This is a genomic window from Evansella clarkii, from assembly GCF_002019695.1.
GTDB classification, from domain to species: Bacteria; Bacillota; Bacilli; order Bacillales; family Salisediminibacteriaceae; genus Evansella; species Evansella clarkii.
In genome coordinates this window covers 4,687,243-4,713,265 of record NZ_KV917376.1, presented here as the reverse complement: position 1 = coordinate 4,713,265, position 26,023 = coordinate 4,687,243, and the positions used below count along the sequence as shown (strand labels likewise).

The following is a 26,023-nucleotide window of genomic DNA, read 5'->3' as shown; positions in this document are numbered from 1 at the left end:
TAATACATACTTTACACTATTGGAATAAAAATTTCATAATATTTTTTGTTCTACATACTTGACACTAGTGTTTAACGTGTTTTACAATGTGTACAAGGAGGTGTTAAACGTGTTGAACAACAAGCTGAAAGAAGTAAGAACCGAAATCGGAATGTCTGTTTCTGAATTAGCGAGAAGGGCAGGAACGACAAGGCAAACCATCTATAATATTGAAAAGAAAGACCATAAAGATGTTTCTGGAATGCTAATGTTTTCTATTGCTAAGGCATTGAAAAAAGATGTATCGCAAATTTTTTTTATAGATAGTGTTCAACGTGTTAAACAAAAACCCAATTCAGCCTGAAAGGAGGATTAATATGCAATCAACAAACCTACCAATCGACCCGGTGATTTTGCACAAGAAAATGGAGATCCCGAAGCTAATCGCTGAATTGTCCTACCAGGACGAAAAAGAAGCACTGCGCTTAATGCGTGAATGGGGCGAAAAAAAGAAGCCAATCACCCCTATGTATGACGAATTAACGGAGCTTCTCAGCAAAGAGAAAGTAAGTTAGCTCTTACCTTCATTGTATGACCATCATAATAACTTGTCTGTTCATCATCAGAACATGTTCTAATTCAGAACAATTGGGAGGGGGTGAGGGGAGTGGATGTCGGCGCCGTTTTAAAGGCGGCAAGGAAGCGAAAAGGACTATCACAAGAATTACTTGCTGAGAAGCTTTACATGCCACGTAGTACAATTTCAAAGCTCGAAAACAATAAGCAAATTATTGATGTACCAACTTTTGTCCAATGGGCAAAACATACTAACGCCCAGGACATCATGATCGCAACATTGATAGGCATTGATCCAAACACAATTACACAGGGTTTAGAAATGATAGCCAGATTATTTGGAGGATAATATGAAAACTCAACCATTGAAAGATTTTAATAATAAGAAAATAAGGACAGTTATTAGCTCTATGCAAACTTACAGGGACACACTACCTAAATCAGAACGTGATCTGTTTGATCTCGATTTTGCTAAAGTTGTTCGGTTTAAAAAGGAAGCAGAATTAGACGGAATGGGAATGAGGCAGATTTCTCTGGCTTTAAAGAGGACAAGCATTATGTTGTTCAAAAAACATGGAGCAAGTGAAATGAAAGAACGCAGGCAGCTCCTGCTCAATATTGCTCATGAAGTAGATATTAAGAGGATTATCTTCCAGAGAGATAATGGTCCGAAGGTAGGCCAAAAGAAAGAGCTGACCGCGTGAACGATCAGCTGTAGAAAGAACAAAAAAATATTTAACCTAATTCGATTATAACCCCCTTTTAATATCAAGGCAAGCCATCCGGCTTTGCCGATGGGTTCATATCAAGATTGTTTTTCGCCTCCTCCTTCGCAATCCTCTGATATGAACTGATCGGTGCAGCTGGCATCAGAAAGGAAGGTGAATGAAGCCGACAGTTTAGACCAAAATTATGACATAAAAAGGAGTGAATAAAATGGATGTAATACAGGTTTCATTAGTAAAACACGCATTAAAAAACGGGAATAGATTTTATGCGGAAGCAAATAACAAAGAGTGGAATGACTTAGTAAATAAGGGTTATGCCACAAAGCATAGAGGTTGGGAAGATAGCATGGCTTATTTCCGAGTGACAGCAGAAGGAGAAAAAATATTCTTTTCGGTTGTTTCGTAGTTCGAAGATGTTCTCCATGAAAGAAGAGAAAACTATTTAACCTACTCAACAGAAATGAAAGGAGGCAGGGACGTGGAACAAGCCATTGATCTTGTTTACACCCAGGACCATCAGGTGGTAACTGACTCACTTACAATTGCAGACGTTTTTGAAAAACGTCATGACAAAGTGTTAAGGGATATTCGGAATCTCAAATGCTCTGAAGAATTCCACACACGCAATTATGGAGAGTCCTCCTATGTTAATAAGCAGAGCAGGAAAATGCCCCTTTACATTGTTTCGGAGGACGGATTTTACATGCTTGCTATGGGATATACCGGAGAGCAAGCAATGAAATTTAAAGAACGGTATATCAATGAATTTAATAGGATGCGCGAAAATTTGGAGAGTCAAAAAAGAGCACAGGAAGCTATCCAGAACTTTTCAAATACAGGTATCTTATTAGAGGAATATGAGGACCGTATTACTATTAAATCTCACCAGCAAAAAGAAATACAGAGTGAGGTTAAGAATCGAATTCATACCCTCTTCACGTCTGTTAGAGATTCTGGAAGAAGGAAGTACTATTCCAAGTTATACAAAGATATCAAAGATATTTTTGAAGTGAATTCGTATCGGGATATTAGATTAATAGACTTCGAAGACGCACTGAAATTTATAAGAGAATGGGACTGTCGTAAATTTGGAGAGTCCTAAAGGGGGACAAGCACATCATGAATACAGGGAATGCAGTTGTTGATTCAATAGGGAAGTTTCACATTTCCGGAACAGTTATCCCGTTCCCATGGTTTAAGCATCTTACGTTTGATAGTGGTAAGCCTTATACAGCAGCCATTTTTATCTTAGCTGATATTGTTTACTGGTACCGGCCAACTATCGAACGTGACGAAGCATCAGGGGTGATTACTAAGGTAAAAAAGAAGTTTGCAAGTGATATGCTACAGCGCGATTATGGCTCTTTTGCTGAACAATTTGGTTTAACTAAAAGGCAAGCAAAACACGCATGTGATTATCTTGAGGAAGGCGGATTCATTATCCGGGATTTCAGGACAATTACAGTTAAAGGAAAAGTACTAAATAACGTTATGTTTGTTGCACCAGTGCCGGATGGGATTGAATATCTGACGTACAATTTACCAGATGACACCCTCTTACATTCCAATGTACCACCCTCCTACATTGGAGAGGGGGACCCACCTACATTAGAACGTAAGACAAATACAAAGATTATTACAGAGATTAAGTACTTAGAAAAAGAAGAAGAAAAAGCGCGTGCGAATCCATTTGATTTTTACCAACAAAACTTTGGAATGTTAAGCAGCTATATGTCAGAGAAAATTTCCATGTGGTTGGACGAAGAATGCTTTGATGAACCAGAAGAAGTGATTGTACTGGCGATGCAGATAGCACTGGAAAACAATGTGCGAAACTTTAACTACGTTAGCCAGATACTTAAGGATTGGTGCCAAAGTGGTGCTAAAAATAAGCAACAGGCGGAGGCACTGATTAAGGAGTATAAGAACCGAAAGAAGGGTGGAGCTCATGGAAACACTCAACCAAATATTGCAGGACCTGGCGAAGAAAAGCCCCGCCCTAGCGAAGCGCTTGAACGCCGGAAGCGAATCCTTGAAGGCAGGAAAAACTAAAATCACTGCACCAAATGATAATTGTCAGTTTAACGAGTGTGATGGCTCCGGTTGGATCTGGTGGAAGGATTGGAGACTTAGGCATGAACCGGTCATGGACGAATGGAAAGAGCCTTGTAAATGCCTGAAGCAGAAGGAAGTACAGTCAAAGATACATTATTCCCATGTACCGGAAAACTTCAGGGATGCGACTATTAACAACTTTGACGTGAGCATTTACAAGAAACAAGAGTCGCAGGAGATAGCAAAGCTTGCTAAAACCGCAGCTAAAAACTTTGTCTGGTTCTTCAGCGAAATGCAGAAACAAGGCAAGGGATTATATTTCTATAGCCGAACGAAAGGCAGTGGAAAGACAAGACTTATATCAAGTATCAGTAATGCTATTAATTCCAGGCATTCTGAAGTGAAGTCTATTTACATCCAGACGGACTTACTCCTTAAATCCATGCAACGGACCTGGGGGAATAAGAACACCTCAGTTACCAGCCATGACGTAATGGAAATGTACATGGATGCTGACCTGCTAATTTTGGATGACTTAGGAGTGGAAATGCTGGAAGACAAAAGTGGCTGGATTGAAAGAACGATGACAACTCTTATAAACAGCCGGATGGAGTCCAAGAAAATTACCATTTTTTCTTCTAACTACCGGATAAGCGAATTAGACAGTATCTACAGGCAAGGACGGATCCAAAGCCGGGTGGAAGAAATGGCAGTTGAAATTGAAATGCCTGAAGAGTGTATAAGGGCGGATAAAGCTAAAAAGGAAAATGAGGATCTGGAGCATTTATTGTTCCAGGGAAAGTAGGTGAGCTGCATGTGTAATACGTGCGGAGGAAAAGGAGTTATCCACATAACAGATGGTTCTGTTAGTAAGTTTCACCATTGCTACGATTGCCCGCCTGAAGAACGTGCAGCAAGAAGGAAACGATTTGAGGAATGGTATGAGAGATTAACAGAAAAGGCGAAGGAGGCAATCTGATGCTCTTAAGACGAGCAATACTTATCCAGGAACTTGAACGGCAGGGATTCTTCGAAGCTAGAGACGGACGACCACTAAGGAAACTTACTCTGCAGGAACTGGAAGTTGAGTATGTCAGGTTGCCAGAGTTAAAAGAGGTGAGATCTTGAAGTGAATGAACCAGGTGTATTTGAAAACCCTTGCTCCATATGCGGGGTGAAAAAAGCAACCCTACTCTGTGATTACGTAATCAAATATAGCAACGGAATTATATTTGCGAGGAGCTGGAAGCAATTTCAGGAAGCGAATGCAACAGGGCACAATGAAACTTGCGACTTACCCATTTGCCCTGATTGTAGTAAAAATGTTGGTCATCATGCCGATATGTGCCCTCACCATTATAAATTACACCTTCAGGCTAAACTTCCAGGAGACTTAGAAATAAAACGGTTAAGGCAGAAAGCGAAGATTATCGAAGGAGGAATCCATGATGCAAGGTATCTGCATCGATAAAGGCGACACATTAACCCTCCAGGAAGGGAAGAAATACTTTCTTTTCCCGAACGGTGCAAATCACTTCTATGCATCAAGGTTCAACAGCAAAAGAAGCCACTTCGGATGCTACCGGGCAAAACACTTTGAAGTGATCCAGGAGGAAGAAGAGGACACACCTGAAACTGAGGTGAAATTTGAACAATTAGCTCTGTTTTAAAGGAGGATGTGATGCAACACTTTGTACAAATGGCCTCACATAAGGCTTCTCCCAAAACATTTGAAGCTGAAATCAATTCCTTATCCAGGGTTTTATCGAGACAAGATAAGAATTACTCTGTTGCGAATGTTGAAATAAAAAACCACCGCCTGATAGTCACGTTATCTACCGATATAGCAAGGAATAGCGATACACATATAACATCCACTTCGCAAGGCGACATTGTACAGCTTAAGAGCTCTAAACTTATAGGATTGGATGTTAACAGTCTGATAGAGTTACTAAACTCTATGAAAGTTAAAGCCTATAAACAGCAAAGGAAATCGTTACTCTCAGCCAACGTTATAGATGGCAGTTTAATCCTTAGCCTTAAGAAAGTGATGGAAGCAGAAAAGAAGACAACGACTACCAATGACAATCTCTTACTTATCGATGGAGCCAATTTACTTTCAAGAGGGTACTTTGCCACAAGCTTCCGGGGAAAGTTGCTTCAAAATCAGGAAGGACTTTATACAAACGGAGTCTATGTATTTATTAAAAAATTGTTAAGGCTGATTAAGCAATTTAACACTAATCATGTAGTTGTTTGCTGGGACGTGGGCAGATCTGAAACGTTCCGACGTAAGATATATCCGGAATACAAGGGTTTACGTGGCGAAACGGAGCCAGAACTAAAACAACAATTCGAAACAACGGAAGAAGCCCTAAAAATGATGAATATTCCACAGTTGAAGATGCTTCCTTATGAAGCTGATGACCTGATCGGGGCTCTTTCTAAGAAGTGGACAAACATTACAGACAAGGGAAGCTGCTATATATATTCATCAGATAAAGACCTCTTTCAGCTACTGGATGAAAACAAACGAATCATACAGGTCCTTAGTAAAAACAAGGAAGACATTCGTTTCTCGGCCGACTCATTCGAGACTGAATATGGAATAAAACCTTCTCAGTGGATTGACGTTAAGGCCTTACTTGGTGAAACAGGGAAAAGCTCAGACAACATACCAGGCTGTAAAGGAGTAGGTGAAAAGGCTGCTCTACCATTAGTGCAACAGTATAAGGGTTTGGACGGTATATACGAGAACCTTGAAAACTTTGATAAGAAATTCAAACGGTACAGCAAGAAACTGGAGGATGGCCGGTCGGACGTTGAACTCAGTAAAAAACTTGTAACTATTGTCCGTGACATCCCTGAGCTCCCCAATGATTTTAGTAGCTTCATATTAAATATTAACCGGCAAGGAACGGATAGAGCTTTTAAATGGCTGAATTTCAATAATATTTAAGGTCTGGATAAGGTTATACAAATAAACCCTGGGAGGACTGAAAATGAATAAATGTGTTGAGTGTAAAGTGACTCTTGTTTCCCCGCGCCAGGTGCCGTTATGCGATAAGTGTCATCAGGAAATGTTTGATTATGCAATTGATAGATTAGGCGAGGAAGAGAAGGAGGTTGTGGAGGCGTGAGGGAAATTAAATACCAAGGTTGGCACAAAGAAGAAAAAAAGATGCTTGTTGTAATGGAGATTGACTTTGATGCTAATGCTTGCACAGGTTGTTACGATTTAGCTCATTGGTGGAGAAGAGAAAGTCAGGTAAGTGGATTCTATGATGAAAATGGAGAAATAACCCTTCGCGAATTTATCGGAATAAAAGACAAGAACTGCAAGGAGATTTATGAGGGTGATTTTGTTAAACGCCAGGTCTTTGCATTTGGAGAACCAAGGACATTTATTGGGGAAGTAAAAATGTTTGAAGGGTGCTGGTGGATTGATAATGGTACAGCTGCAGTTCCAGTATGGAATGAGCTGCACCAGATAGAAGTCATCGGCAACATATACGAAAACCCTGAACTGCTGGAGGAGTGCAGATAATGACTATAACCACTTACCCTGAAATGAACCAGACTATTAAAGACCTTCTGAAAGATAGTGAGGAGTTTAAGGATCAGTATATTTACCAACGAATCATTGAGCTTGAGAAAACAGTTGAGGACCAGAAATATGAGATTGAAGAATTAAACAGATATTCAGAACAACAGAAGCTTCAGGAACGCTATCTTCTGGAACGGCTGAAGAAGGCGGAGGGTCAACATGAATCAGCAACAACTAGATAAGCAGATGTGGTCTGAAAGTCAAACAATTGCCGGACTTGAAAACTACATGAAAAACGAGCCAGGGGAATCTGTCATCATCTTAGACCGTTTCGACTTGTTGTTTTCTCGCTCAGAATTAGCTGAGATTAAAAGATTATGGATGCAGGGTGTTAGTCTACCTATTATCGCAAAGAAGCTGAAAAGGGATGAGAACGAAGTATTTCTCGCTTTGTTTCACCTCACTTTTTACAACGATGGCAGGAAAGGTGAAGGAATTGCTATTCGTATTAGTCAAATTAAGGGGGATGCAGTTTGAATTTAAATGAGTTATTTCCAGAACAAAAGAAATTGGATGAACATATTATCCAGGAACATAAATTGCAAGGTAAAGATTTATCGAAGAAGAAAGCTGTATCACTATTAACCGAACTATTTGAATGTGTGAATGAGGCTAGATTTTTCAAGTTTTGGAGTGAGGATCAATCACCAAAGACAAAAGTATTAGATTCAGAAACCTGGCATGAACTTGGATGCCCAACAAGTGAGGAAGAATTAGAAAAGATAGATGAATCTAATTGGAGAAACCCACTCTTAGAGGAGTACATCGACTCCATACACTTTACTTTATCCAATGCTAATGACTACGGATATCATGAGCACGAATACAAAGATCCAGGCAGCTACGATCTAAACAACCTGGTTTTAGGAATTGCTCAATTAATAGCAACCTTACCGTATGTGAGAAAAGAGGACAAACACAAAAACATTGAAATCCTCTTCAATTATTTAATCAAGCTCGGCTACATGTTTGGTTTTAATGAAGAGACAGTGAAACAGGCTTACTATGAGAAAAACAAAGTTAATCACCAGCGACAGAAAAATGGTTACTGAGGTGATTTTATGGACATTGAATATCTTCATTTGTTTGATATTTCTGAAGTATCACGGAGGAAAAAATATAAAGGACAGCCTGGGAAGCTGTGCGCCGAGTGCAAGCATATATTTGCTGTCGATCATCCGTATTTCCAGAGGAAGTTTTACTGTCGGCAACAAATCGCAAATAACCTTATAGGACATAAGGAAATTAGGAAATATGATCATTCCTGCTTTATGTTCACATCTGGACAAGCAACAATCCAACGATACTACAGAAACGGCCGATATAGTCTGAAAGAAAAAAACATTGGGGTACCAAGGTTAGTTCCAAGGCGATGGGAAGTAGGTAATTGATTGTGAATGAAATAGTAACTAGAAAAGTCACTCAGGAAGATATAAACAGAATTGATAAGACGAAGCACAAGAAAGGTTTTATAGGGTATCAAAAGAAACAGCCAAGAAAAGGCGATTATCGCTGGCCTCGTGCAAGAAAATAATAATGTAAAAGGAGAGATTGATAATGGGATTCTTTAAATTTGGTGCTGCAATGAAGAAAATTGATACTGCAACTACGATTGCTACGGATGTTCGTTCAGTGAGGGAAAGTAAAAGTGGTGGTGCGAAGCAAATCGCTGGAAGAGTAGCTAAGAAGAAAGTAGGAAAAAAACTCAAAAAATTATTTTAAAAAACCGCCCCTTCCAGGACGGTCAAGTAAGTCGCTATCTTGATTATACACTGGGAGGGGTCAATTTGGAACAAAAGAAAAGGATTGTTGAAATAGATATTACTGAAAACTGCATTTATGTCGTAAAAAATGGCACGTTGACTAAAATAAAATGTCCTGATTCAGGGCACGGCGATTATACAGTTACATGGAAAGATCACAGAATGATGGATGTTGTGAAGAAAGAGAGGATTCGTATTTGAAGCATACTGTGCAGCAAATTAAAAAATGAAACGGGGTTATATAAATGGATTTAAACAGAATGGTAATTGAGAGTTTAGAGAAAATGGAGTCTGAAGGGAAAGTGCAAGAAATTGTTGAAAAACACGTTGAATCAACTGTTAATGATGTTGCAAAAGACTTATTTGGAAATTGGAGTGACTTTTCTAAGGATCTTAAAAACACAGCTAGAGACGCTCTACAGATTAACTTTAAAGATCTCAACTTATCATCTTATAATCACTTAATTCTTCAAGCGATAAAAGATAAATTGGATGACGAAATCACAAACCAAGGTGTAGCGCAAATAAAAAATCAGATTGAAGGATTACTGACAGATTCAAAACGTGAATACAAATTGTCTGAGTTAGTTAAAGAATTGATTGAAGAAATCGAGGATTTAAATGAATTAGGATATGACGAATATCACGAAATGACTCTTCACATAGATGATTCGTATAGTTCACACTGGATCGGTTTAGATTCGAGAAATGATATAAGTGAATACCAATGTAAATATAGATTGCTTGTAAATAGTCAAGGTGAGTTGTGTTCTGTAATGATTAACAATGAAGAAAGATACAGTCGTAAAAATATCAATGAATTTGATGTGAAAGCAGTTTTAAATGGTTTGCACGGACTCGAAGAAACGTTATTCAAAATTTATACAAGTGGTGCAAAATTAATCATCGATGAAGATAAATGTGAGCTAGAGATTACTAACCCTGAATACGATTGAGTCGCAGAACGATGATAAACCAAAACAAAATACTTAGCCTGAGCGAAGAACGCAGGGCACCATTCTCCAAAATTGGGGAGTGGTGCCCTCTTTTATTTGTGGGAGGGAAAATATGAGGAATTTAAAAACAGAAATGAAGCGCTGGAAAAATCAGAAGCAGAAAAATAAGCCTAAAGAAGACAAGGATAAACTTAGCGACAGAGATCTAAAAGATTTAATGGGAATTAACCGCAGAACTTACGAACGCCGCGGAGGAGCAATCAGGCAAAAATAAAGGAGGCTATTATGAACAATATCAATTTCCGACTACCAAGAATTAATAGGAAAGCGACACGCAAAGCAGTTGAGGATGAACTGCAGACCCTTCAGTATGCCCTATTAACCTTGCCGATAACTCATCAGCCAAAAGTAACAGCTTCGTTACAGTTAGTGCCTGTTAAACCCAGCAATCAATTTCATTCTTCGACGGAGGATGTGGCCATTAAAAATGCTGATGCTGAAATAGAGAAAATAGCATTTATTGAACAAATGGTAGAAGCTATTAACAGGCTTCCGGAAGAAGAACGAAGCGTCATTGTTAAAGAATACATGGAAAGCTCCTATGCCTACAATTATGAGATATACAATGATTTAGGCATCTCGGAGACTAAGTATTATAAGTTGAAGGGTCGAGCCTTTTTAAGGCTTGCTATAATGCTTAAGGTTGAAGTGTACGATGAACGAAGGAGGGAGAGGGCATGAACTTTGTTCAGCCGATTCGGGATCCTGAAGTTATTAGAGAGATAAAACGATTCTTGAAAGAAAAGAGCCATCGTAATTATATTCTCTTCTTGGTAGGGATAAATAGTGGATTGAGAATATCGGATATCCTCCCACTGAGAGTGCAGGACGCTAAGAAGCCGTATTTTAATTTGAGAGAAACGAAAACGAATAAGCAAAAACGAATTGATATGACAGCAGCATTAAGGAAAGAACTTAATGAGTACATCCAAGACAAGGAGGACCATGAATATCTATTTGCCAGTAGGAAAGGGATTAATAAACCGATTGGCAGGAGTATGGCTTATAAGATATTACGTGAGGCAGCTGCACACGTTAACCTGGACGACATAGGGACCCATACATTAAGGAAGACATTCGGCTTCATTTTTATCAGCAGACAAAGGATGTGGCCCTTCTCCAGGAGATATTCAACCACTCTGATCCAAAGGTTACATTAAGGTATATCGGTATCAACCAAGACAGCATGGACAAAGCAATGAAGAAATTTAAGATATAAGCTCATCCATACAGGAGGGCTTATTTTTTTATCTGTATTTATACAATGAACTTTAAAAAATAAATGTGTCATTCATATTTAGGAATCAAGACTGTTTTATGTCTATCAAGGGATTTGGAGGTTTAGGGAATGTAACACAATATAAGATATGGGTAATTCAAGGACAGGACTTCACGAACTGGAAAATATTAGTGCGGAGAATTTGGGGAGAATTTAAAAAGAATATTTTGGATAATCCGTAGTAATATGTAATTGTCGTAGTATTGCATCCTTTTAAAAGGTTCAATGAGTCAGTTTGATTTATGCTGCATGTCAGGTGAAAGGGAGGGATCTACTATGAAGTAGGCCAAATAGGAAGTTTCATAAGAAGACCCAATTGAAAATAATTTGAAATCACACATTAAAGCGTTGTCCATAAAAGGGCAGCGCTTTTTATGCGCCTATGGTGTAACGGATAGCACATGATGTTTCTACCTTCACAGTCCAGGTTCGATTCCTGGTAGGCGTACCAAATTATAAACTTGGAGCTGATGGTTATGAAGTTCTTGATTTTAAAAACAAAGTCAGTCCTAACTGAGAAACAGCATAAGTCAGTGCTAAATAATATAGTCCATAGTGCAAATAACGGAGTAGTCTTGTTAGACGGGAATTTCGAATATGAAATTGCAGAAGTAGATGTTTCGGAAACAACAGTAGAGAAGCTTGAAGCTGATGGCCAAGTGATTAGTAGCAAAATCCTTGGACCTTGGAGTGAGACTTAATGGGCGAAATGATTGAGGTGAGGCAATGGAGATAATTTACAGTCACCCTTGGTGGACATTAATATTTATCACTTGGACAGCTGTGTGTTTATCGGCTGTCTTTTCTAGTTTAAAAAGTTAACAGGTGGAGGTGGTTAGATATGACCGTAAAAGAGTTTCTGGAACAGAGAAAAATGTATTTCAAAAATCAACATAGGCGATTAATTTTCATACATCGGCGCACGAAGTCTAAGCGTATAAAAGAAAAAGTGGAACATAAAATTCAAGTCGCTGCAAGGATAATCGAGACTTATGAAAATATCATTGAGGATTTAGGTGAGCCTAATGCCGGAATACAAAACTGAAGGGACGAGTTTATCAAAGGTTACTTGTGATGTTATCAAAAAGACGATTCCACCTATTATGATTCCAATTTGTATTTTCAATTTAGTAATGAACCCTGGAACTCTTATAACAATATTGAACGCGCTTATTTTAATTCAATTCACTGTAACAACTACACTTAACTATAAAAGGGGTTGATGATCATTGCTACATTATCGGAAATGACAGGCCTTAGTGAACTTGAGTTAAGTACATTAAATGGGATGGCATTAATGCATGGAGTAACAGAAGAAGACATTCATGAAATTTTTCTCAAATTTTATTCAAAATACATCCAGGCATGTGCAGGAAACGAGCACTATGAAAGAATGTTTAATTCTCCAGACATTGATTATAAAGCCAATGCGTTTATAACTTTCTACAAGACATTAACTGATTTAAGGAATATTCATTGTTATTTGGATAAGTTAATTAAATCAGCAGAAGTGTTTGGATGTGCAGGTGCATACAAGGTGAGACCTTTAATTTTCTAATGACCAGGGTGAGTGTCTTGAACGAATACAAAACTGAGAAACAGAAGAAAGCCTTTTACAAAAGTAAAGACTGGGAAGCTATTCGTCTTGAAGTTTTAGATCGTGATAACTACGAATGCCAGGAGTGTAAGCGCCAAGGCAGAGTGTATACAGATCACCATGATCCAGAAAAACATAAACGGTTGGACGTTGACCACATAAAAGAAATTGAGACTCATCCGGAGCTGGCTATGGAGTTGGATAACCTGGAAGTGCTATGTGTTAGGTGCCATAACAAGAAGCATAATCGGTTTATGTTTAAGAGGAAAAAGAATAAATGGGCAGATGATGAAAGGTGGGATTAGATGGAATGTAATTGTCTTCAATGTTATCTATGCCGATTGTGGACACAAGCATTAAACAGAAAACTCGAAAGAGATATTATGCAACATCACCTTTCGAAACCACCAGATATTATGCAGGACAATACTAAGACATTCAGAAACTTTGTAAGGCAGAAAGTATAAAAGGTGGTGACAAACAAGTGAAATATACTATTGCAGGCATTCTACTTGGATCTTTCATATATCAATTAGCTTTGCAGGTGGTTGCTATTGGAGCTGCTTGGTTAGTTAATAATTTTTCTCCTGTATATGTTCCTTACTGGGTTCCAGCTGCTATTATCTTTACACTATACATTTTGATTCTTGCAGCTTGGTCTTTATTTGTTTATGGATCTCTAAAACAATTTGATGATGAAAGAGAAGTAAAGAGAAAAGAGCGTGAGAAAGACAGGGAAATATCAAGAGAGAACCATAAAGCAAAGATGAAAGAACTGAGATCAACTTTAAGGAGTTACAAATAAAAGATTCTAATGTTAGGGGGTAAACAAATGGTAACAGTGACAATGCCAATTCATGAGTATGAAAAGATGAAGAAGGTTATTGCAAGATTAAAAGAGGAAAGTATTTTTAATTATGTTGAGAAAGAATACAGTGATTTTGAAAACGATGAATACGAAGTAACATTAGATGCTATTGCTATAACCCATGCAATCACTAAAAAGGAAGGTAAACCTGTATTAATCAAAAGAAGAGAAGCAAAGAAGGAAAGTATTTGAAAATAATAATACCCCCCGCCCGAAAAGTTTCGACAAAAAAATTTCTCTAGGGAACGGTGCGGGGGGTCAACTCGCCGGTTGTGACAGAAAAAAATACCCCCTCCCTCCTCCCAGGGGCGTGCAGAAAGAAGGTGATTAGTTTGGATAGACAAAAAGTTGGTTTTCGAATGCGTGAAAAACGAAAAGAGAAAAAGTTAACGCAGGTTGATTTTGCTAAGATGGCCGGAATTTCGACCAACTATTATGCCAGCCTGGAACAAGGTAAAAATTCTCCCAGTTTAGATACCTTATCAAAAATTGCGAAGGCATTGGATGTATCTGTACTTTATTTATTAAACGATAGAATTGAGGATATGGAGAACCGTGTTGAGGAAGAAGTGGAGAGATTGCAAAATCTTTTGGAAAACATTCCGAAAAACCAGCTGAAAGTTGTGGAAGGATTAATCACTCAAGCTGCACGTCTTAGGATTTTACTGGACGACAACTGGAAAGATATTTTAGAAAATGGGGAGTATGAGAAATTTTCTCAAAGTGAAAATCAAGTTCCATATGATCGTAAGAGGCCCATTGTGGAAAACTACGACAATCGCGATAAAACTTATCAGGCAATCATAAAACAATTAACTGATCTATCTCCCCAAAGGAAACCGGATAGGAAATCCAAACTTTTAGGTCGATAGCGTATGTTGCACAATAAATATGTTGACGAATATATAAAAAAATGGAAACGCGGCGATCTTTTACTTAACAAAAAAAGAATCCAGTTAATTGCTTTGATTGAAGGATACATTTTACCCAGGGATGACATTTACTATTTTGACGATGAGCAAATCGAAAATTATATAGAATTCAGTGAAGCATGGTATTTTGAATTAGATGAATGGGAGACGTTTATAACCCCATTCATTTTTTTGTTCCGTAAAGATGATGACGAGCCTGTGTTTGATGAGTTTGTCATTAACATGGGGCGAGGCGGCGGGAAGAATGGTTATATTTCTACGCTCGCGAATTACTTTATCAGCTCTTTGCATGGGATTGATTATTACGATGTGTCCATTGTTGCTAACTCTGAAAAGCAGGCAAAGAGAAGTTTCTTGGAGTGTTTTCGCACCATAAATAAACAAGGTAACGAGGATCTGAAAGAAGAATTCGATGCTTTTAAAAGCAGCATTACCGGATTAGAGACGCAATCCGTTTTTGAATATAAGACAAGTAACGCCAGCTCACAAGATGGCGGGCGTGAAGGTGCGGTTATATACGATGAGTACCACGAAATGGAATCCTCTGATATTGTTGACGTGTTTTCCGGAGGCCTTGGAAAGGTAGACTGTGGAAGGCAATTTTTTATCGGAACAAAGGGTTATGTACGAGAAGGTTATTTCGATATCAAGTACCGAGAATGTGAGGACATCCTTAACGGAGTAACTGAATTCGGTGGGATATTCCCGTACATCTGTGAATTAGATGATCTGGACGAAATGGACGACCCCTCTAAATGGGCAAAGGCAAACCCGGCTCTCCAGGAGCCTTTAAATAAACGCGGGAAAAGATTATTCAGTAAAGTGATGAAGGAGTACAAGAGGTTAACTAATAACCCTTCCGGCTATGCAGCGTTCGTCACTAAGCGAATGAACTTCATCATGGATAACCTGGAAAACTCAGTAGCGACTCCAGAAGAGCTGGACGCCACTAACCGTCCATTTTTCGAATTGAATTCAAAGCCAATAGGCTCTTTAGACTTCGGTAGCGTAAGAGATTTCGCCACCTGTGGACTGTTGTTTAAAAAGGGAGACGAATTCGCTTTTAAATCGTTCACCTTCGCCATTAAACATTTTTGTGATGTTCACTACGGTTACTCAAACAGCGCCAATGATTTCGGAACAGGGAAAAAAGCACCGATTAAAAAATGGGAACAACAAGGGTTAATGAAAGTTGTGGACGAGCCGTCCTTAAACCCTATGCATGTAGTTAACTGGTTTATAGAAATGCGGGAAGAACACGGAGTGGAAAAAATAATTGCGGATAATTACAAGCTTGATATATTAAGGCCTCTATTAGAAGAGCAAGGCTTTGAAGTGGAAGCTATACGCCGTCCATCCAGCATCCATCCTCTTCTTGCTCCACGTGTGGAGGACGGATTCGCAAACCATAAATTCATTTTTGGAGATAACCCATTAATGCGGTGGTTTACCAATAATGTCTATGTGAAAGAAACGCAACATGGCAAACAGTTCTTAAAAAAGGAAGAAGTGAAGCGAAAAACAGATGGTTTCCAGGCATTTATCCACGCGCTGTACCGTGCCAATGAACTGGAAGATGAGAGTATTGAAGACACATTAACTGTTCTTGGGTCTCTTAATTTTTAGAAGGAGGTGAGGAGATAAAAAGTGGGATGGTTAGATAAAATACTTGGACGTAACAAAGAGCTTAAATCAATGTTTGACCTGGATCTTACTTATGAAACGAATCACCGAGCCTATCTAAAAAGGATTGCATTAGAAACGTGTATCAACTTTATTGGCAGAAGTATAAGTCAGTCTGATTTTAGGTATATGATAGGTGATAAAAGACAATTTAATGAATGGCATTATTTATTAAATGTACGCCCTAATACAGATCAAAGTGCAGCTAGTTTTTGGCAAAGGTTTGTCTATAAATTAATTTATGACAATGAAGTTCTTGTTGTGTTGACCGATACAAACGATCTATTAATTGCTGATACATTCACTCGTGATGAATACGCTTTGTATCCAGATGTGTTCCGGGAAGTAACAGTTAAAGACTACACATTTAGACGTAACTTTAGAATGGATGAAGTTCTATACATCGAGTACAACAATGAAAAGCTGACAAAATTTATGGAAGGTATGTTTAATGATTTTGGTGATTTATTCAGTCGTATGATCGATATTAGTATGAGGAACAATCAAATTCGAGGAACAGTCGGTGTTGGGTCTAGTCAATCTTTAGACGAAGAAACACAAAAGAATCTACAAAATTTCATCGATCGATTATTTTCTTCTTTTAAGAAAAACACTGTGGCGCTTGTTCCGAAATTAAAAGGATTTGATTATAACGAGGTTGCAAAGGGTGAAGGAAAAGGCCAGTCTGTTGAAGAAATTACTAAACTCAAAAAATCTCTTGTTGATGATGTGGCCAACATACTTGGAATCCCAAAAGCACTAATTCATGGAGAACTTTCGGATTATGAAACGAGTATCAAAGCATTTGTTAAGTTCTGTAATGGCCCGTTCGTGTTAAAGATTGAGGACGAATTAAACGCAAAATTAATTTCAAAAGATGATTTTTTAAATGGCGAACGAATTGATGTATTCGGATTGACAGAAAGGGATTTAATTCAAAATTCAGAGGCAGTAGACAAGCTAATTTCTTCTGGTGCTTTCACTCGAAACGAGGTGAGGGAATTGTTTGGTAAAGAACGTTCGGACGATCCAGAGTTAGACAAATTTGTTATAACAAAAAACTATCAAACAGCTGATGCAGTTGAAGGGGGTGAGAATGAATGACAAAAATGAGCAGAAAAGATTTCTTAAAACAATTTAAAAATCAGAGCTATATTCAACAGCTAATGGATATCCCTCAAAAATTTAATGTTGTCCATAACGAGGAAACTAAAACGAGCGACATTACCATATACGGCGTTATCGGAAACTCTTGGTGGAGTGATAGTTTCTCAGCAAGCGACATGGATGAGGCTTTGAATCAAGCATCAGGCCATGATATCAAAATTCACTTAAACAGCCCTGGCGGAGATGCATTCATGGGAATTGCTATCTACAACCGATTAAAACGTCACGATGGAAAAGTCACAGTTTATGTGGACGGATGGGCTTGTTCTGCAGCATCAGTTATCGCAATGGCAGCTGACGAATTGTACATGGGTCTTGGTTCAATGATGATGATTCATGAAGCGAGTAATATCGTTTGGGGAACAAAAACGGAAATGCGGAAAGAAGCAGACATCCTTGACGAATTAGAAGAAGGTATTATTGACATTTACATGACTAAAGCAAATGTTAGCCGCGAAGAAATTCGAGAAAAGGTTGATGCTGAGACCTGGTTCAGTGCTAAAAAGGCTTTAGAGATTGGTTTTGCGGATGCACTGGAAGGCACGTCAGAGGAAGAGGAAAATGAAGAAGATGATGAACTTGTTCTAAATGACGCAAGTAAGCAACAAATCATGAACGAATTAAAAGGCATTCTAAATAAAACACAAAAAGAACCTTCTCCAAGTATCGCACCAGGCGCGAAAAAGGATGCAGGTTCTTTTAATTTTCTTAAAAAATGGAGGTAACAAACTATGGTGATGAAGTTAAAAGGTAAGATGGAAAATTTTGAAACGAAAAAAGCAGCTTATATGAACGTTATGAAAGATGAGAACTCAACTCCGGAGCAATTGGAGTCAGCCTTCACAGAAATGTTTACTGCACTACAAACTGATTTAACGGAACAAATTACTAATGCAGCTCGTAATGAAGTTCACGATGCTCAAATTTTAGCAGCACGCGGACAGAATGTTCTTACTTCTGTTGAAAGGAAATTCTTCAACGAAGCAATCGAGTTTGGTGGTTTTGATGAGGACTCCATCCTTCCGGTTACTACGCAAGATAGAATTTTTGAGGATCTGGTAGAAGAACACCCACTCCTTGATGCAATTGGACTGAAAGATTTAGGAGCAGTAACCAGGTTCATAAAATCAGATCCAACAAAGGCTTATGCCTGGGGGCAACTGTTTGGTGAAATAAAAGGGCAAGTGAGTGCGGCGTTTAGTGAAGAGCAGATTGGACAATTAAAGCTTACAGCTTTTGCTGTTATCCCAAAAGACATGCTGGAGCTTGGTCCGGAATATGTGGAGCGTTACGTTCGTACTCTCTTAGTTGAATCTTACTCAGTCGGTCTGGAATATGGATTAGTGAATGGTCGAGGACCTGCCCAAAATGAGCCGATCGGTCTAATGAAAAATAAAGATTCTGAAACAGGCGCAGTTACAACTAAGACTTCTTCAGGTACTTTAACCTTTGCTCCTTCTGACAAAGGGGAGGTTGTTGCGGGAGAACTTCATGACGTCATTAAATCTCTTTCAACTAATGAAAAAGGTAAGGCACGCAAAGTATTAAATAAAATTGTTATGGTCGTTAATCCTGTCGATGCTATAAGTGTAGAAGCTCGCAATACGATTCAAACTGCCAATGGTCAATGGGTGACATCTTTACCTTATAATATCCGAGTGGTTGAATCAGAGGAGATTCCAGAGAAAAAAGCTCTGTTCTTCGTTAAAGGCGAGTATCTTGCAGCTGTGGCCGGAGGATATAAAACAAACAAGTTTGACCAGACACTGGCTATTGAAGATGCGATGCTTTACACGATTAAGCAATTTGCAAATGGTAAGCCAAGTGACAATAAAGCTGCTCTACTTTATGATTTGGATATCAATTTCACAACATCTGAACCAGCAGGAGCCTAAAAGGGGGTGACGGTTGATGGAAACATCAATTACACCTGAAATAGTTAAGGAATTTAAAGAGCGTATGCATATAACCCATAGTGCAGAAGACAGCAATCTAAAACGGTTGTTGTCTTTTTCATATGCTCGTATTGTTAGATCTTGCGGCAAGTTTGATATAGCGACAAGTGAATCGGGGAAAGAACTGGTTTTCGAAAGAACGCGCTATGCTTATAACGATGCAGTCGAATACTTTGAAGATAACTTTATAGCAGAAATAAATTCCTTCGCTTTATCTCTGATCAAAGAAGAGGAGAGTGAAGAGAATGCGTAGCTTTGAATACAAGCCTCCACGGGTGCACAGTGGCGAATTAAGAACTCCGGTTAATTTCTATGAGTTCACAGCTAATGACGGACCCTTGCCAGGAGGCGGAAAGCAGAAAGTGTTTACTGCCTGGGCTAAAATTGACACCGTTTGGCTTAGGGATGTGGAAAGGGCAAAAGCAAATGGGACCCTCTCTGATATAACCGTAATTATCAGGGATCCGCAGGAAGAGTTCATTCCTACTAATCTGCATTATGTTGAAGTGGATGCCCCAGAATACAGGGGATTACTTTACAACATCAAACAAGCGCAGCCAGACCTCCAGAATAAAGATTTTATAAATGTCATAGCGGAGGTGGTAAGGTGAGCGGAGTAAGAGTTGACGGAATGGACGAGCTCCTGAAAGAACTTGATAATCGTTACGGTAAAGAAGCCTTGCAAAAGAAAGTAGACCAGGCTTTACGCAGAGGTGCTGAAGTATTTAAAGAAGTATTGGTCAGGGAGTTTAACCGTTTTGCTAAAACTGGAGCTTCAAGGGACGAAATTACTTTCTCCGAGCCTATGGATTATGGCGGTAAAAGGACCATTCGAGTTCACTGGAAAGGTCCTGAAGGCCGTTACCGTATCATTCACTTAAACGAGTTCGGCACAGTTAAAAATCCAAACCCTAAAGGAAAAGGTGCTGTTGCTCGTGCTGCTCGTGCTGCTCGTGCTGCTTACCAGCGTGTGATACGTGAAGAGCTGGGGAGGTGATAACGTGTGAAATGGGAAATACATGACGCATTAAAAGCCGATCCAGTGATTGATGAACACGTTAAAAATCCAATAAAGTTTTATGAGTACCCGCCTACGGAAAGTATGAGCGGGGTTTATATTGTCATTGACTCTTTAGATGTACCTATACCAGAAGATTATGCAGACAATAAGCCTCTTTCAGACAGCTATCTTTATCAGATAGAAGTGTGGAGTAAAGATTCCCTTCTTACTGAAAAAGTAGCAAAGAGAGTAAGGAAAGTATTGTTGACCTTAGGCTTTGGCCAAGGCGCTGGTGTGGATGAATGGGATAAAGATACCGGAGTCTTTCGTGATGCCAGGCGCTATGAAGGAAAAGCTTATGATTCAGAAATTATATAAAATGGAGTGATAAAACATGCCGGAAGAAAAAAATTATCGTGCGGCCACAGGTGTGGATAAATTTTATTACGCAAAGCTCGGGCAGAATGATTTAGCGGAGACGAATCCAGAACGTGTTCGATTTTTACAGAACATAACTGTTGAAATGCCGCAGGAGCCGGTTCGAGCATACGGTGATAACCAGGTGGCTGAAATTGCTGTGGCAGCAGGTGACATTACTGTTTCTTCGCAGTTCCACAAAATACCTGAAGAAGATAAATCTGTTTTGCTTGGTCTTGAAGAACAGGAAGGCATTTACGCCCATGGTTCCAATGACACCCCTCCATATGTCGCTGTTATTTTTGCTAAGACATACGAGGACGGTTCAACGGAATGGGTAGGTCTTACCAAAGGATTATTCCTTCGTCCAAACAAATCAGGATCTACTAAGCAAGGCGGAGTGGAATTTAATCCGGAAGAAATCTCTGCTGCTTTCATGGATCGAAAAGTAGACGGGTTTTCTGATGATAAGTCAGTGCTGTTTGGCAAGGATGCAAAAGGAGAAACGGCAAAGCGAGATGCTTTGTTCTTGAAGATTTTTGGAAAGCCATATCCGGAATTAGATGACGCGCAACCAGAGGGGGCGTAATAGATGGCCAAATACATCGTGTTGCACGATTTTACCGATCTTGAAGATGGTGACAAAGTATACCGGAAAGATAAGCCGTATCCACGCCCAGCAAACAAAAAGGTGAGTAAGAAGAGGCTGGACGAGTTGTCCACTTCTAAAAATAAAATTGGCGTGCCACTGATTAAAGAAGTCGAAGAAGAGAACGAAGAGCAGGAATAATCCCCTGCTCTTTTCTACTAACAAAATACAGATAAAGGAGAATTGTTATGGCAAATTTAAAACGAAACATGATTGAATTACTAAAAAACCCTGAAGAGGTGGCAAACGGCGGTGAGCCGGAACTGCAAAAGTATTGGACGCCTCCATTTATCCCTTTCTCTAAAGTGCGCCAGGCTTTACAGCTTCAGGCAGATATGACGAAGGATGAGGAAGCGTCAGAACTTCAGATGATGGAAATGCTGGCGGAGTTCGTAGCAAAAGAAATATATGATAATCAGTTCACTGTGGAGGAGTTATACGACAGGCTGCATGCTCCAGACGCACTCGAAGCACTTCAAAACCAGCTAATGTTTGTTGCCCAGGGGGACCAGTCAGACGAAACAAAAAAGTTCCTGGCGAAGAAGGGCTAACTGAGGAAGATTTCAGTCCTGAAAAACAACTGGAGTATATAGATAAAATGATTGTGGATTTAATGAAGAACGGAAAAGACATAAATGAATTACTGGATATGCCATTTTATTATGTAGTGTCCATTCTTCGCGAAAAGAATCAACCGCAAGAAGAAAAATCCTTAATTTCTGCCTTTAGCTTCGGGAGTTAAGGGTTTCTCTTATGTCTAAAGGGAAGGAGGGGAAGCTATGACAGACAGGATAAAAGGGTTATCCATTGGATTAGATTTAGAAACCACACAGGTTGAACGTGGGTTAACAGGATTAAAAGACCGCCTTAAAACGGTTAACTCTGAAATGCGTAATAACATGTCTGCTTTTGACCGGAGCGATCGTTCTGTAGAGAAGTACGAAAAACGGCTGGAAGGCTTAAACAAGAAAATTGAAGTACAAACCAAAATTACAGACGAAGCAGAAAAGAAGTATAAAGAAATGGTCGAGCAGCATGGTGAAGGATCCAAAGAAGCAGAAAAGGCTGCCCAGGAATTCAACAAGCAGTCAGCAGAGTTAAACAACCTTCAAAACTACACAGAAGGCGTGCGAAAAGAGCTTAAAAAGTTAAATGAAGAGCAGCGCATCGCCAATTCTCCATGGACAAAGACCGGAAAAATGTTAGACGAAACCGGGAAGAAAATGTCTAAAGCCGGGGAAGGCATACAGAATTTTGGTAAGGTTTGGACAGGAGCTGTTCTCGGTGTAGGGGCTGCAGCTGCAGGTCTTGGGGTGTCTTTGTTTGCGCTAACGAACAAAGTAACCGAAAATGCTGATGCAGTCGCTAAAGGCGCTGCCAGAATGGGCGTCTCTACTGACTTTTATCAGGAAATGGACTACTGGGCCAGCCAGAATGGGTTATCACACCAAAGCATGGAAAATGCGTTGCAGAGGTTAAACCAGCGCATGGGATTGGCTGCTGAAGGAAATGAGAAATATGCTGACGCACTCACACGCCTTGGAGTAGACATGGACGGCGTAAGAGACGGAACAATTTCCACAGAAGACGCATTTGCTACATCCATTCAGACTCTTTCTGAGATGACGGATGAATCAGAACAGGCAGCACTTGCAGGAGAATTGTTTGGTAACAAACTAGGTCAGGAACTACTTCCTGCTTTACGTGATGGGTCTATGACCATAGAAGAGGCGAAACAGAAAGCCGAAGAGCTTGGAATTGTGATGAGTGAAGACCAGATAAAAGCAGCTGAAGAATTCCAGGATGCCCAGGACAGCATAAAGCGAGCAATGGGCGGAGTCGTAAATTCAATAGGCTTAGAGCTTATGCCTCACTTCCAAAGAATGCTCGATTGGGTTCTTGCGAATATGCCACAGATACGAGCTTACTTCCAGAATGCTATTGATGGCGTAACTGAGAATGTGATGAAGCTTATCAACTGGTGGCGCGAACTGTCTGATGGAGCCAGGCGGTGGATTGGGATTGCAGCAGCTGTAGCAGTTGCGATTGGCCCAATGGCACTCGCGTTCGGGACATTCCTGAAAGTAGCTGGCCCCATAGTTTCTTTATTCGGAAGATTATTTATGTGGGTTGGTAGAGTGGGAGGTATTCTGCCAGCATTAAAAGTTGGCTTTGCAGCACTCACTGGACCAATCGGAATTGCTGTAGCTGTAATTGGGGCTTTAACAGCCGGATTTGTGGTAGCTTATCGTTCTTCGGATACTTTCCGTGAACGGGTAGATATAGCTCTTGCCGGCGCTAAAAAAGCCTTCCAGGCAGCGATAGAATATATAAAACCAGTAATTGATAACGTGGTGCAAACCTTTAAAGATTTTGCATCGAGTATCACCCAGTTTTGGCGAGAAAACGAGGAATCCATAACCGGCGCCATTTCCAATATCATGACAGGAGTAATGATTTTCCTAAGCGCTTTATGGGATGCCTTTAAAACTTTCTGGCCAGCAGTGGAATTAATATTTAAAACTGCCTGGGATGCTATAGTTTTAGTTTTTGAAGTTGCCAAAAATACTGTTATGGGTATTATTCAAATTCTGGCAGGATTACTGACCGGCGACATAAGTAAAATGATGGAGGGAATTAAAACCGTCTTTTCAGGCGGATTTAAAGCCATTATTGATTTTGCACTATCATTTATCCGAAATATCATTGATTTCTTCAGAGATCTCTATATGAATCTCGTGGGTAACTCTATTGTCCCGGATATGGTTAATGCAATCGTAGACTGGTTCCTGAATTTAGGAAGACGAGCCCGTGAAATTGTATCTGAAATGGTCAGCAGAGTAATTGGTTTCTTTGTTGATCTGAAAGACAGAGCAATCCAAAGAACGAAAGAATTGAGAGACAAAGTCCTAAACAGTATTCAAAATTTGCGAGACAACGTACAGGATCGCATAAAGCGAATGCGCGACAATACGGTCGAAAGATTTACGAATTTAAAGGACACTTTCATTTCAATAGGAACTGCTCTTCGTGACAGAGTAACCAATTTGATTCAGGCATTAAGAGACAACACTATTGGAAGAATCTCTAATATGCGTGACCAGGCTGTAGAAAGGTTCACCAATTTAAGAGATCGCTTCTTTGATTTAGGAAATCGGTTACGTGACGGCGTGACAGAGAGAATGCAGCGGATGAAGGATAATACAATCGGCCGGGTTCTTTCCATGCGAGATGAGGCAGTCAGAAGATTTAGCGGCATGAAAGACCGTTTCCGTGACCTGGCTAGTGATATAAGAGATAACCTGAAAGATCGTTTTGACGATATGGTTACTGCTGCACGGGAGTTACCTGGCCGAATTGGTGACGGAATTAAAAATATGGCGAGCAAAGCCACCTCGGGAATAAAGTCTTTCTCTAATACAGTGGGTTCCACTCTGGAAACTGGAGTTAATAAAGTAGTCGGAGGAATGAATAATCTACTGGGGAAAATAGGGGTTAGTCTGCGTATTCCAGAAATTAATGTTCCTCAGTACGCTTTAGGAACAAAAAACCATCCAGGCGGTCCGGCAATAGTCGGAGAAAAAGGAAGGGAACTCGCGCATCTTCCGGGCATGGGTTACACGATTCTGGGTGAAAAGGGAGCTGAACTTCTTAACCTTCCTAAAGGATCCAGCGTCCTTCCTAACAAAGAAACAGAGAAGCTCCTGAAAGATGGCATGGGCTTGCCTGGCTATGAATCGGGAGTCGGCAGAGCGTTTGACTGGGTGAAAGGAAAAGCGCAGCAAGGATGGCAAAATATCAAAGGACTTGCAAGTGACGCTGTTGGGTGGCTGTTAGAGGCTCCACGTAAACTGTTTGAAAAGGCGATGGAGTTTGTTGGCGTAAGCATGCCAAGAGCAGAAGATTTTGCTGGCGGTATCATGAGAGGTAGTTTTTCTGGGTTACGTGATGCCGTAGTCGAGAAGTTAAAAGGTACACAGGACGAAGTAGCGCCAAGTGGATCTCCTTCATTCGGCGCACAGTTCCGGATGACTTCCCCTTTCGGGTGGAGAACACACCCGGTCACGGGTCAGAGAAGGCATCATAACGGGATAGACTACGCTGCGCCTACAGGAACTCCTCTGCACTCACAAAGCGCAGGTAACGTATCGTTTAGTGGGTGGTCAGGTGGCTTTGGTAACGTTGTTATTGTAAAGTCTGGAATCTTTGACCACTATTACGCACACAACAGCAGAAACCTTGTAAGTGCCGGACAAGTTGTAACGAAAGGGCAGAGAATTGCTTTAGTAGGATCTACTGGTATGAGTACGGGCCCACACGTTCACTACGAGATCAGGAAAAACGGTACTCCTGTAAATCCTAAAGGGTTTAAAACAGGAGGCCTGATTAAAGATAAGATGTTTGCTCTTCTGGCTGACGGCGGTTATCCAGAGTATGTAATCCCAACAGATCCGTCACGAGCCACAGAAGCTATGAAGCTGCTTGCTCTTGCAGGTAAAGATATTGAAAGTCGAGGAGGGGCAAAACGACCAGGGCAGTTGCCTAATCCTGGAGGCAGTGATCGTATGGATAAACTGGAGGAAACTATTGAACGGATGGGAGAAGCAATGGCCATGATGATGGAATTACTGAAACAGAAAAAAGGAGACACACACGTTCACTATACTAGCCCTGAGCCAATAACACATCGGGGAGCAACAAGGCTTTGGAAAAAAGCAAACCAGCGTATGGGTGAAGGATTGTAAAGGAAGT

42 protein-coding genes, 1 tRNA gene and 2 pseudogenes are annotated in these 26,023 nt (G+C 40.0%); all 45 read left to right on the top strand.

Features of this window, described 5'->3' with window-relative positions; all coding sequences use genetic code 11:
- Window positions 1-109 precede the first annotated feature (109 nt).
- The gene (locus BK582_RS22325; protein ID WP_078597146.1) at window positions 110-343 is read left to right on the top strand and encodes a helix-turn-helix transcriptional regulator; all 234 of its coding nucleotides are present in this window, start codon (window positions 110-112) and stop codon (window positions 341-343) included.
- A 13-nt stretch (window positions 344-356) separates the two neighbouring features.
- Window positions 357-554, top strand: a complete 198-nt coding sequence (locus tag BK582_RS22320; protein WP_078597145.1) for a hypothetical protein — start codon at window positions 357-359, stop codon at window positions 552-554.
- 92 nt (window positions 555-646) lie between these two features.
- Window positions 647-904: a helix-turn-helix domain-containing protein gene (locus tag BK582_RS22315; protein ID WP_078597144.1), complete on the top strand. Its 258-nt coding sequence runs from the start codon at window positions 647-649 to the stop codon at window positions 902-904.
- A 1-nt stretch (window position 905) separates the two neighbouring features.
- The gene (locus BK582_RS22310; RefSeq protein WP_078597143.1) at window positions 906-1,259 is read left to right on the top strand and encodes a hypothetical protein; all 354 of its coding nucleotides are present in this window, start codon (window positions 906-908) and stop codon (window positions 1,257-1,259) included.
- A gap of 232 nt (window positions 1,260-1,491) precedes the next feature.
- Window positions 1,492-1,689 (top strand): hypothetical protein, encoded by a 198-nt coding sequence (locus BK582_RS22305; RefSeq protein WP_078597142.1) that lies wholly within the window; start codon window positions 1,492-1,494, stop codon window positions 1,687-1,689.
- A gap of 72 nt (window positions 1,690-1,761) precedes the next feature.
- Window positions 1,762-2,385: a Rha family transcriptional regulator gene (locus BK582_RS22300; RefSeq protein WP_169911217.1), complete on the top strand. Its 624-nt coding sequence runs from the start codon at window positions 1,762-1,764 to the stop codon at window positions 2,383-2,385.
- Between the two features lie 17 nt (window positions 2,386-2,402).
- A complete protein-coding gene (locus BK582_RS22295; protein WP_078597140.1) occupies window positions 2,403-3,335 on the top strand; it encodes a DnaD domain protein in 933 nt (310 codons plus the stop codon).
- Complete coding sequence (locus BK582_RS22290) at window positions 3,316-4,143, top strand: DnaA ATPase domain-containing protein (RefSeq protein ID WP_218190753.1); 828 nt, start codon at window positions 3,316-3,318, stop codon at window positions 4,141-4,143. The genes BK582_RS22295 and BK582_RS22290 overlap by 20 nt, the downstream gene beginning before the upstream one ends.
- 173 nt (window positions 4,144-4,316) lie before the next feature.
- Entirely contained in the window at window positions 4,317-4,466 is a 150-nt protein-coding gene (fbpA, locus tag BK582_RS22285; protein WP_078597138.1) for a Fur-regulated basic protein FbpA, read from the top strand.
- Between the two features lies 1 nt (window position 4,467).
- Entirely contained in the window at window positions 4,468-4,809 is a 342-nt protein-coding gene (locus BK582_RS22280; RefSeq protein WP_078597137.1) for a hypothetical protein, read from the top strand.
- The gene (locus BK582_RS22275) at window positions 4,784-5,008 is read left to right on the top strand and encodes a hypothetical protein (RefSeq protein ID WP_244895461.1); all 225 of its coding nucleotides are present in this window, start codon (window positions 4,784-4,786) and stop codon (window positions 5,006-5,008) included. Before BK582_RS22280 ends, BK582_RS22275 begins: the two co-directional genes overlap by 26 nt.
- 11 nt (window positions 5,009-5,019) lie before the next feature.
- Entirely contained in the window at window positions 5,020-6,297 is a 1,278-nt protein-coding gene (locus BK582_RS22270) for a 5'-3' exonuclease (protein WP_244895460.1), read from the top strand.
- A gap of 43 nt (window positions 6,298-6,340) precedes the next feature.
- Window positions 6,341-6,478, top strand: a complete 138-nt coding sequence (locus tag BK582_RS27350) for a hypothetical protein (RefSeq protein ID WP_169911212.1) — start codon at window positions 6,341-6,343, stop codon at window positions 6,476-6,478.
- Window positions 6,475-6,885, top strand: a complete 411-nt coding sequence (locus BK582_RS22265; RefSeq protein WP_078597135.1) for a YopX family protein — start codon at window positions 6,475-6,477, stop codon at window positions 6,883-6,885. Before BK582_RS27350 ends, BK582_RS22265 begins: the two co-directional genes overlap by 4 nt.
- Complete coding sequence (locus tag BK582_RS22260; RefSeq protein ID WP_078597134.1) at window positions 6,885-7,127, top strand: hypothetical protein; 243 nt, start codon at window positions 6,885-6,887, stop codon at window positions 7,125-7,127. The genes BK582_RS22265 and BK582_RS22260 overlap by 1 nt, the downstream gene beginning before the upstream one ends.
- Window positions 7,105-7,422, top strand: a complete 318-nt coding sequence (locus tag BK582_RS22255) for a hypothetical protein (RefSeq protein WP_078597133.1) — start codon at window positions 7,105-7,107, stop codon at window positions 7,420-7,422. Before BK582_RS22260 ends, BK582_RS22255 begins: the two co-directional genes overlap by 23 nt.
- Complete coding sequence (locus tag BK582_RS22250) at window positions 7,419-7,997, top strand: dUTP diphosphatase (RefSeq protein ID WP_078597132.1); 579 nt, start codon at window positions 7,419-7,421, stop codon at window positions 7,995-7,997. Before BK582_RS22255 ends, BK582_RS22250 begins: the two co-directional genes overlap by 4 nt.
- 505 nt (window positions 7,998-8,502) lie before the next feature.
- Window positions 8,503-8,667: a hypothetical protein gene (locus tag BK582_RS27340; protein WP_169911209.1), complete on the top strand. Its 165-nt coding sequence runs from the start codon at window positions 8,503-8,505 to the stop codon at window positions 8,665-8,667.
- Window positions 8,668-8,732: 65 nt separating this feature from the next.
- Complete coding sequence (locus BK582_RS22240) at window positions 8,733-8,909, top strand: DUF3954 domain-containing protein (RefSeq protein WP_169911207.1); 177 nt, start codon at window positions 8,733-8,735, stop codon at window positions 8,907-8,909.
- Between the two features lie 44 nt (window positions 8,910-8,953).
- Window positions 8,954-9,664 carry a hypothetical protein gene (locus tag BK582_RS22235; RefSeq protein ID WP_078597129.1) on the top strand — a complete coding sequence of 237 codons (711 nt, stop codon included), beginning with the start codon at window positions 8,954-8,956 and terminating at the stop codon, window positions 9,662-9,664.
- 112 nt (window positions 9,665-9,776) lie between these two features.
- A complete protein-coding gene (locus BK582_RS27335; RefSeq protein WP_169911205.1) occupies window positions 9,777-9,938 on the top strand; it encodes a hypothetical protein in 162 nt (53 codons plus the stop codon).
- Between the two features lie 11 nt (window positions 9,939-9,949).
- Window positions 9,950-10,405, top strand: a complete 456-nt coding sequence (locus BK582_RS22230; protein ID WP_244895459.1) for an ArpU family phage packaging/lysis transcriptional regulator — start codon at window positions 9,950-9,952, stop codon at window positions 10,403-10,405.
- A pseudogene (locus BK582_RS22225) lies at window positions 10,402-10,943 on the top strand (site-specific integrase). The gene BK582_RS22230 and the pseudogene BK582_RS22225 overlap by 4 nt, the downstream one beginning before the upstream one ends.
- 436 nt (window positions 10,944-11,379) lie before the next feature.
- A tRNA-Arg gene (locus tag BK582_RS22220) sits at window positions 11,380-11,454 on the top strand.
- Between the two features lie 25 nt (window positions 11,455-11,479).
- Window positions 11,480-11,704 carry a hypothetical protein gene (locus tag BK582_RS22215; RefSeq protein ID WP_078597128.1) on the top strand — a complete coding sequence of 75 codons (225 nt, stop codon included), beginning with the start codon at window positions 11,480-11,482 and terminating at the stop codon, window positions 11,702-11,704.
- Between the two features lie 140 nt (window positions 11,705-11,844).
- On the top strand, window positions 11,845-12,048 hold the full coding sequence (locus BK582_RS22210; RefSeq protein ID WP_078597127.1) for a hypothetical protein: 204 nt from the start codon (window positions 11,845-11,847) through the stop codon (window positions 12,046-12,048).
- 201 nt (window positions 12,049-12,249) lie between these two features.
- Window positions 12,250-12,561, top strand: coding sequence for a hypothetical protein (locus BK582_RS22200; protein ID WP_218190752.1), 312 nt, complete (start codon window positions 12,250-12,252; stop codon window positions 12,559-12,561).
- 17 nt (window positions 12,562-12,578) lie between these two features.
- The gene (locus BK582_RS22195; RefSeq protein ID WP_078598235.1) at window positions 12,579-12,905 is read left to right on the top strand and encodes an HNH endonuclease; all 327 of its coding nucleotides are present in this window, start codon (window positions 12,579-12,581) and stop codon (window positions 12,903-12,905) included.
- A gap of 179 nt (window positions 12,906-13,084) precedes the next feature.
- Window positions 13,085-13,405 (top strand): hypothetical protein, encoded by a 321-nt coding sequence (locus tag BK582_RS22190; RefSeq protein ID WP_078597124.1) that lies wholly within the window; start codon window positions 13,085-13,087, stop codon window positions 13,403-13,405.
- Between the two features lie 27 nt (window positions 13,406-13,432).
- A complete protein-coding gene (locus tag BK582_RS22185; RefSeq protein WP_078597123.1) occupies window positions 13,433-13,660 on the top strand; it encodes a hypothetical protein in 228 nt (75 codons plus the stop codon).
- 167 nt (window positions 13,661-13,827) lie between these two features.
- Window positions 13,828-13,986, top strand: a pseudogene (locus BK582_RS28270) (helix-turn-helix domain-containing protein); the annotation flags it as partial.
- Between the two features lie 27 nt (window positions 13,987-14,013).
- A complete protein-coding gene (locus BK582_RS28265; protein ID WP_338066853.1) occupies window positions 14,014-14,340 on the top strand; it encodes a hypothetical protein in 327 nt (108 codons plus the stop codon).
- A gap of 3 nt (window positions 14,341-14,343) precedes the next feature.
- Window positions 14,344-16,026, top strand: coding sequence for a terminase TerL endonuclease subunit (locus tag BK582_RS22175; protein ID WP_078597122.1), 1,683 nt, complete (start codon window positions 14,344-14,346; stop codon window positions 16,024-16,026).
- 21 nt (window positions 16,027-16,047) lie between these two features.
- Window positions 16,048-17,187: a phage portal protein gene (locus BK582_RS22170; RefSeq protein WP_078597121.1), complete on the top strand. Its 1,140-nt coding sequence runs from the start codon at window positions 16,048-16,050 to the stop codon at window positions 17,185-17,187.
- Window positions 17,184-17,975, top strand: coding sequence for a head maturation protease, ClpP-related (locus BK582_RS22165; RefSeq protein WP_078597120.1), 792 nt, complete (start codon window positions 17,184-17,186; stop codon window positions 17,973-17,975). The genes BK582_RS22170 and BK582_RS22165 overlap by 4 nt, the downstream gene beginning before the upstream one ends.
- 6 nt (window positions 17,976-17,981) lie before the next feature.
- Window positions 17,982-19,145 (top strand): phage major capsid protein, encoded by a 1,164-nt coding sequence (locus tag BK582_RS22160; protein ID WP_078597119.1) that lies wholly within the window; start codon window positions 17,982-17,984, stop codon window positions 19,143-19,145.
- 16 nt (window positions 19,146-19,161) lie between these two features.
- Window positions 19,162-19,458: a hypothetical protein gene (locus BK582_RS22155; protein ID WP_078597118.1), complete on the top strand. Its 297-nt coding sequence runs from the start codon at window positions 19,162-19,164 to the stop codon at window positions 19,456-19,458.
- Window positions 19,451-19,816, top strand: coding sequence for a head-tail adaptor protein (locus BK582_RS22150; RefSeq protein WP_078597117.1), 366 nt, complete (start codon window positions 19,451-19,453; stop codon window positions 19,814-19,816). Before BK582_RS22155 ends, BK582_RS22150 begins: the two co-directional genes overlap by 8 nt.
- The gene (locus BK582_RS22145) at window positions 19,813-20,202 is read left to right on the top strand and encodes a hypothetical protein (RefSeq protein ID WP_244895456.1); all 390 of its coding nucleotides are present in this window, start codon (window positions 19,813-19,815) and stop codon (window positions 20,200-20,202) included. The genes BK582_RS22150 and BK582_RS22145 overlap by 4 nt, the downstream gene beginning before the upstream one ends.
- 6 nt (window positions 20,203-20,208) lie before the next feature.
- On the top strand, window positions 20,209-20,583 hold the full coding sequence (locus BK582_RS22140; RefSeq protein WP_078597116.1) for a hypothetical protein: 375 nt from the start codon (window positions 20,209-20,211) through the stop codon (window positions 20,581-20,583).
- A gap of 16 nt (window positions 20,584-20,599) precedes the next feature.
- Entirely contained in the window at window positions 20,600-21,211 is a 612-nt protein-coding gene (locus BK582_RS22135; RefSeq protein WP_078597115.1) for a major tail protein, read from the top strand.
- A gap of 3 nt (window positions 21,212-21,214) precedes the next feature.
- Window positions 21,215-21,412 carry a hypothetical protein gene (locus tag BK582_RS22130; RefSeq protein ID WP_078597114.1) on the top strand — a complete coding sequence of 66 codons (198 nt, stop codon included), beginning with the start codon at window positions 21,215-21,217 and terminating at the stop codon, window positions 21,410-21,412.
- Between the two features lie 47 nt (window positions 21,413-21,459).
- Window positions 21,460-21,822, top strand: a complete 363-nt coding sequence (gene gpG, locus BK582_RS22125; protein WP_078597113.1) for a phage tail assembly chaperone G — start codon at window positions 21,460-21,462, stop codon at window positions 21,820-21,822.
- Between the two features lie 47 nt (window positions 21,823-21,869).
- On the top strand, window positions 21,870-22,013 hold the full coding sequence (gene gpGT / locus BK582_RS27330) for a phage tail assembly chaperone GT (protein ID WP_169910676.1): 144 nt from the start codon (window positions 21,870-21,872) through the stop codon (window positions 22,011-22,013).
- Between the two features lie 37 nt (window positions 22,014-22,050).
- Window positions 22,051-26,016, top strand: a complete 3,966-nt coding sequence (locus BK582_RS22120; protein ID WP_078597112.1) for a peptidoglycan DD-metalloendopeptidase family protein — start codon at window positions 22,051-22,053, stop codon at window positions 26,014-26,016.
- The last annotated feature ends 7 nt before the right edge of the window (window positions 26,017-26,023 follow it).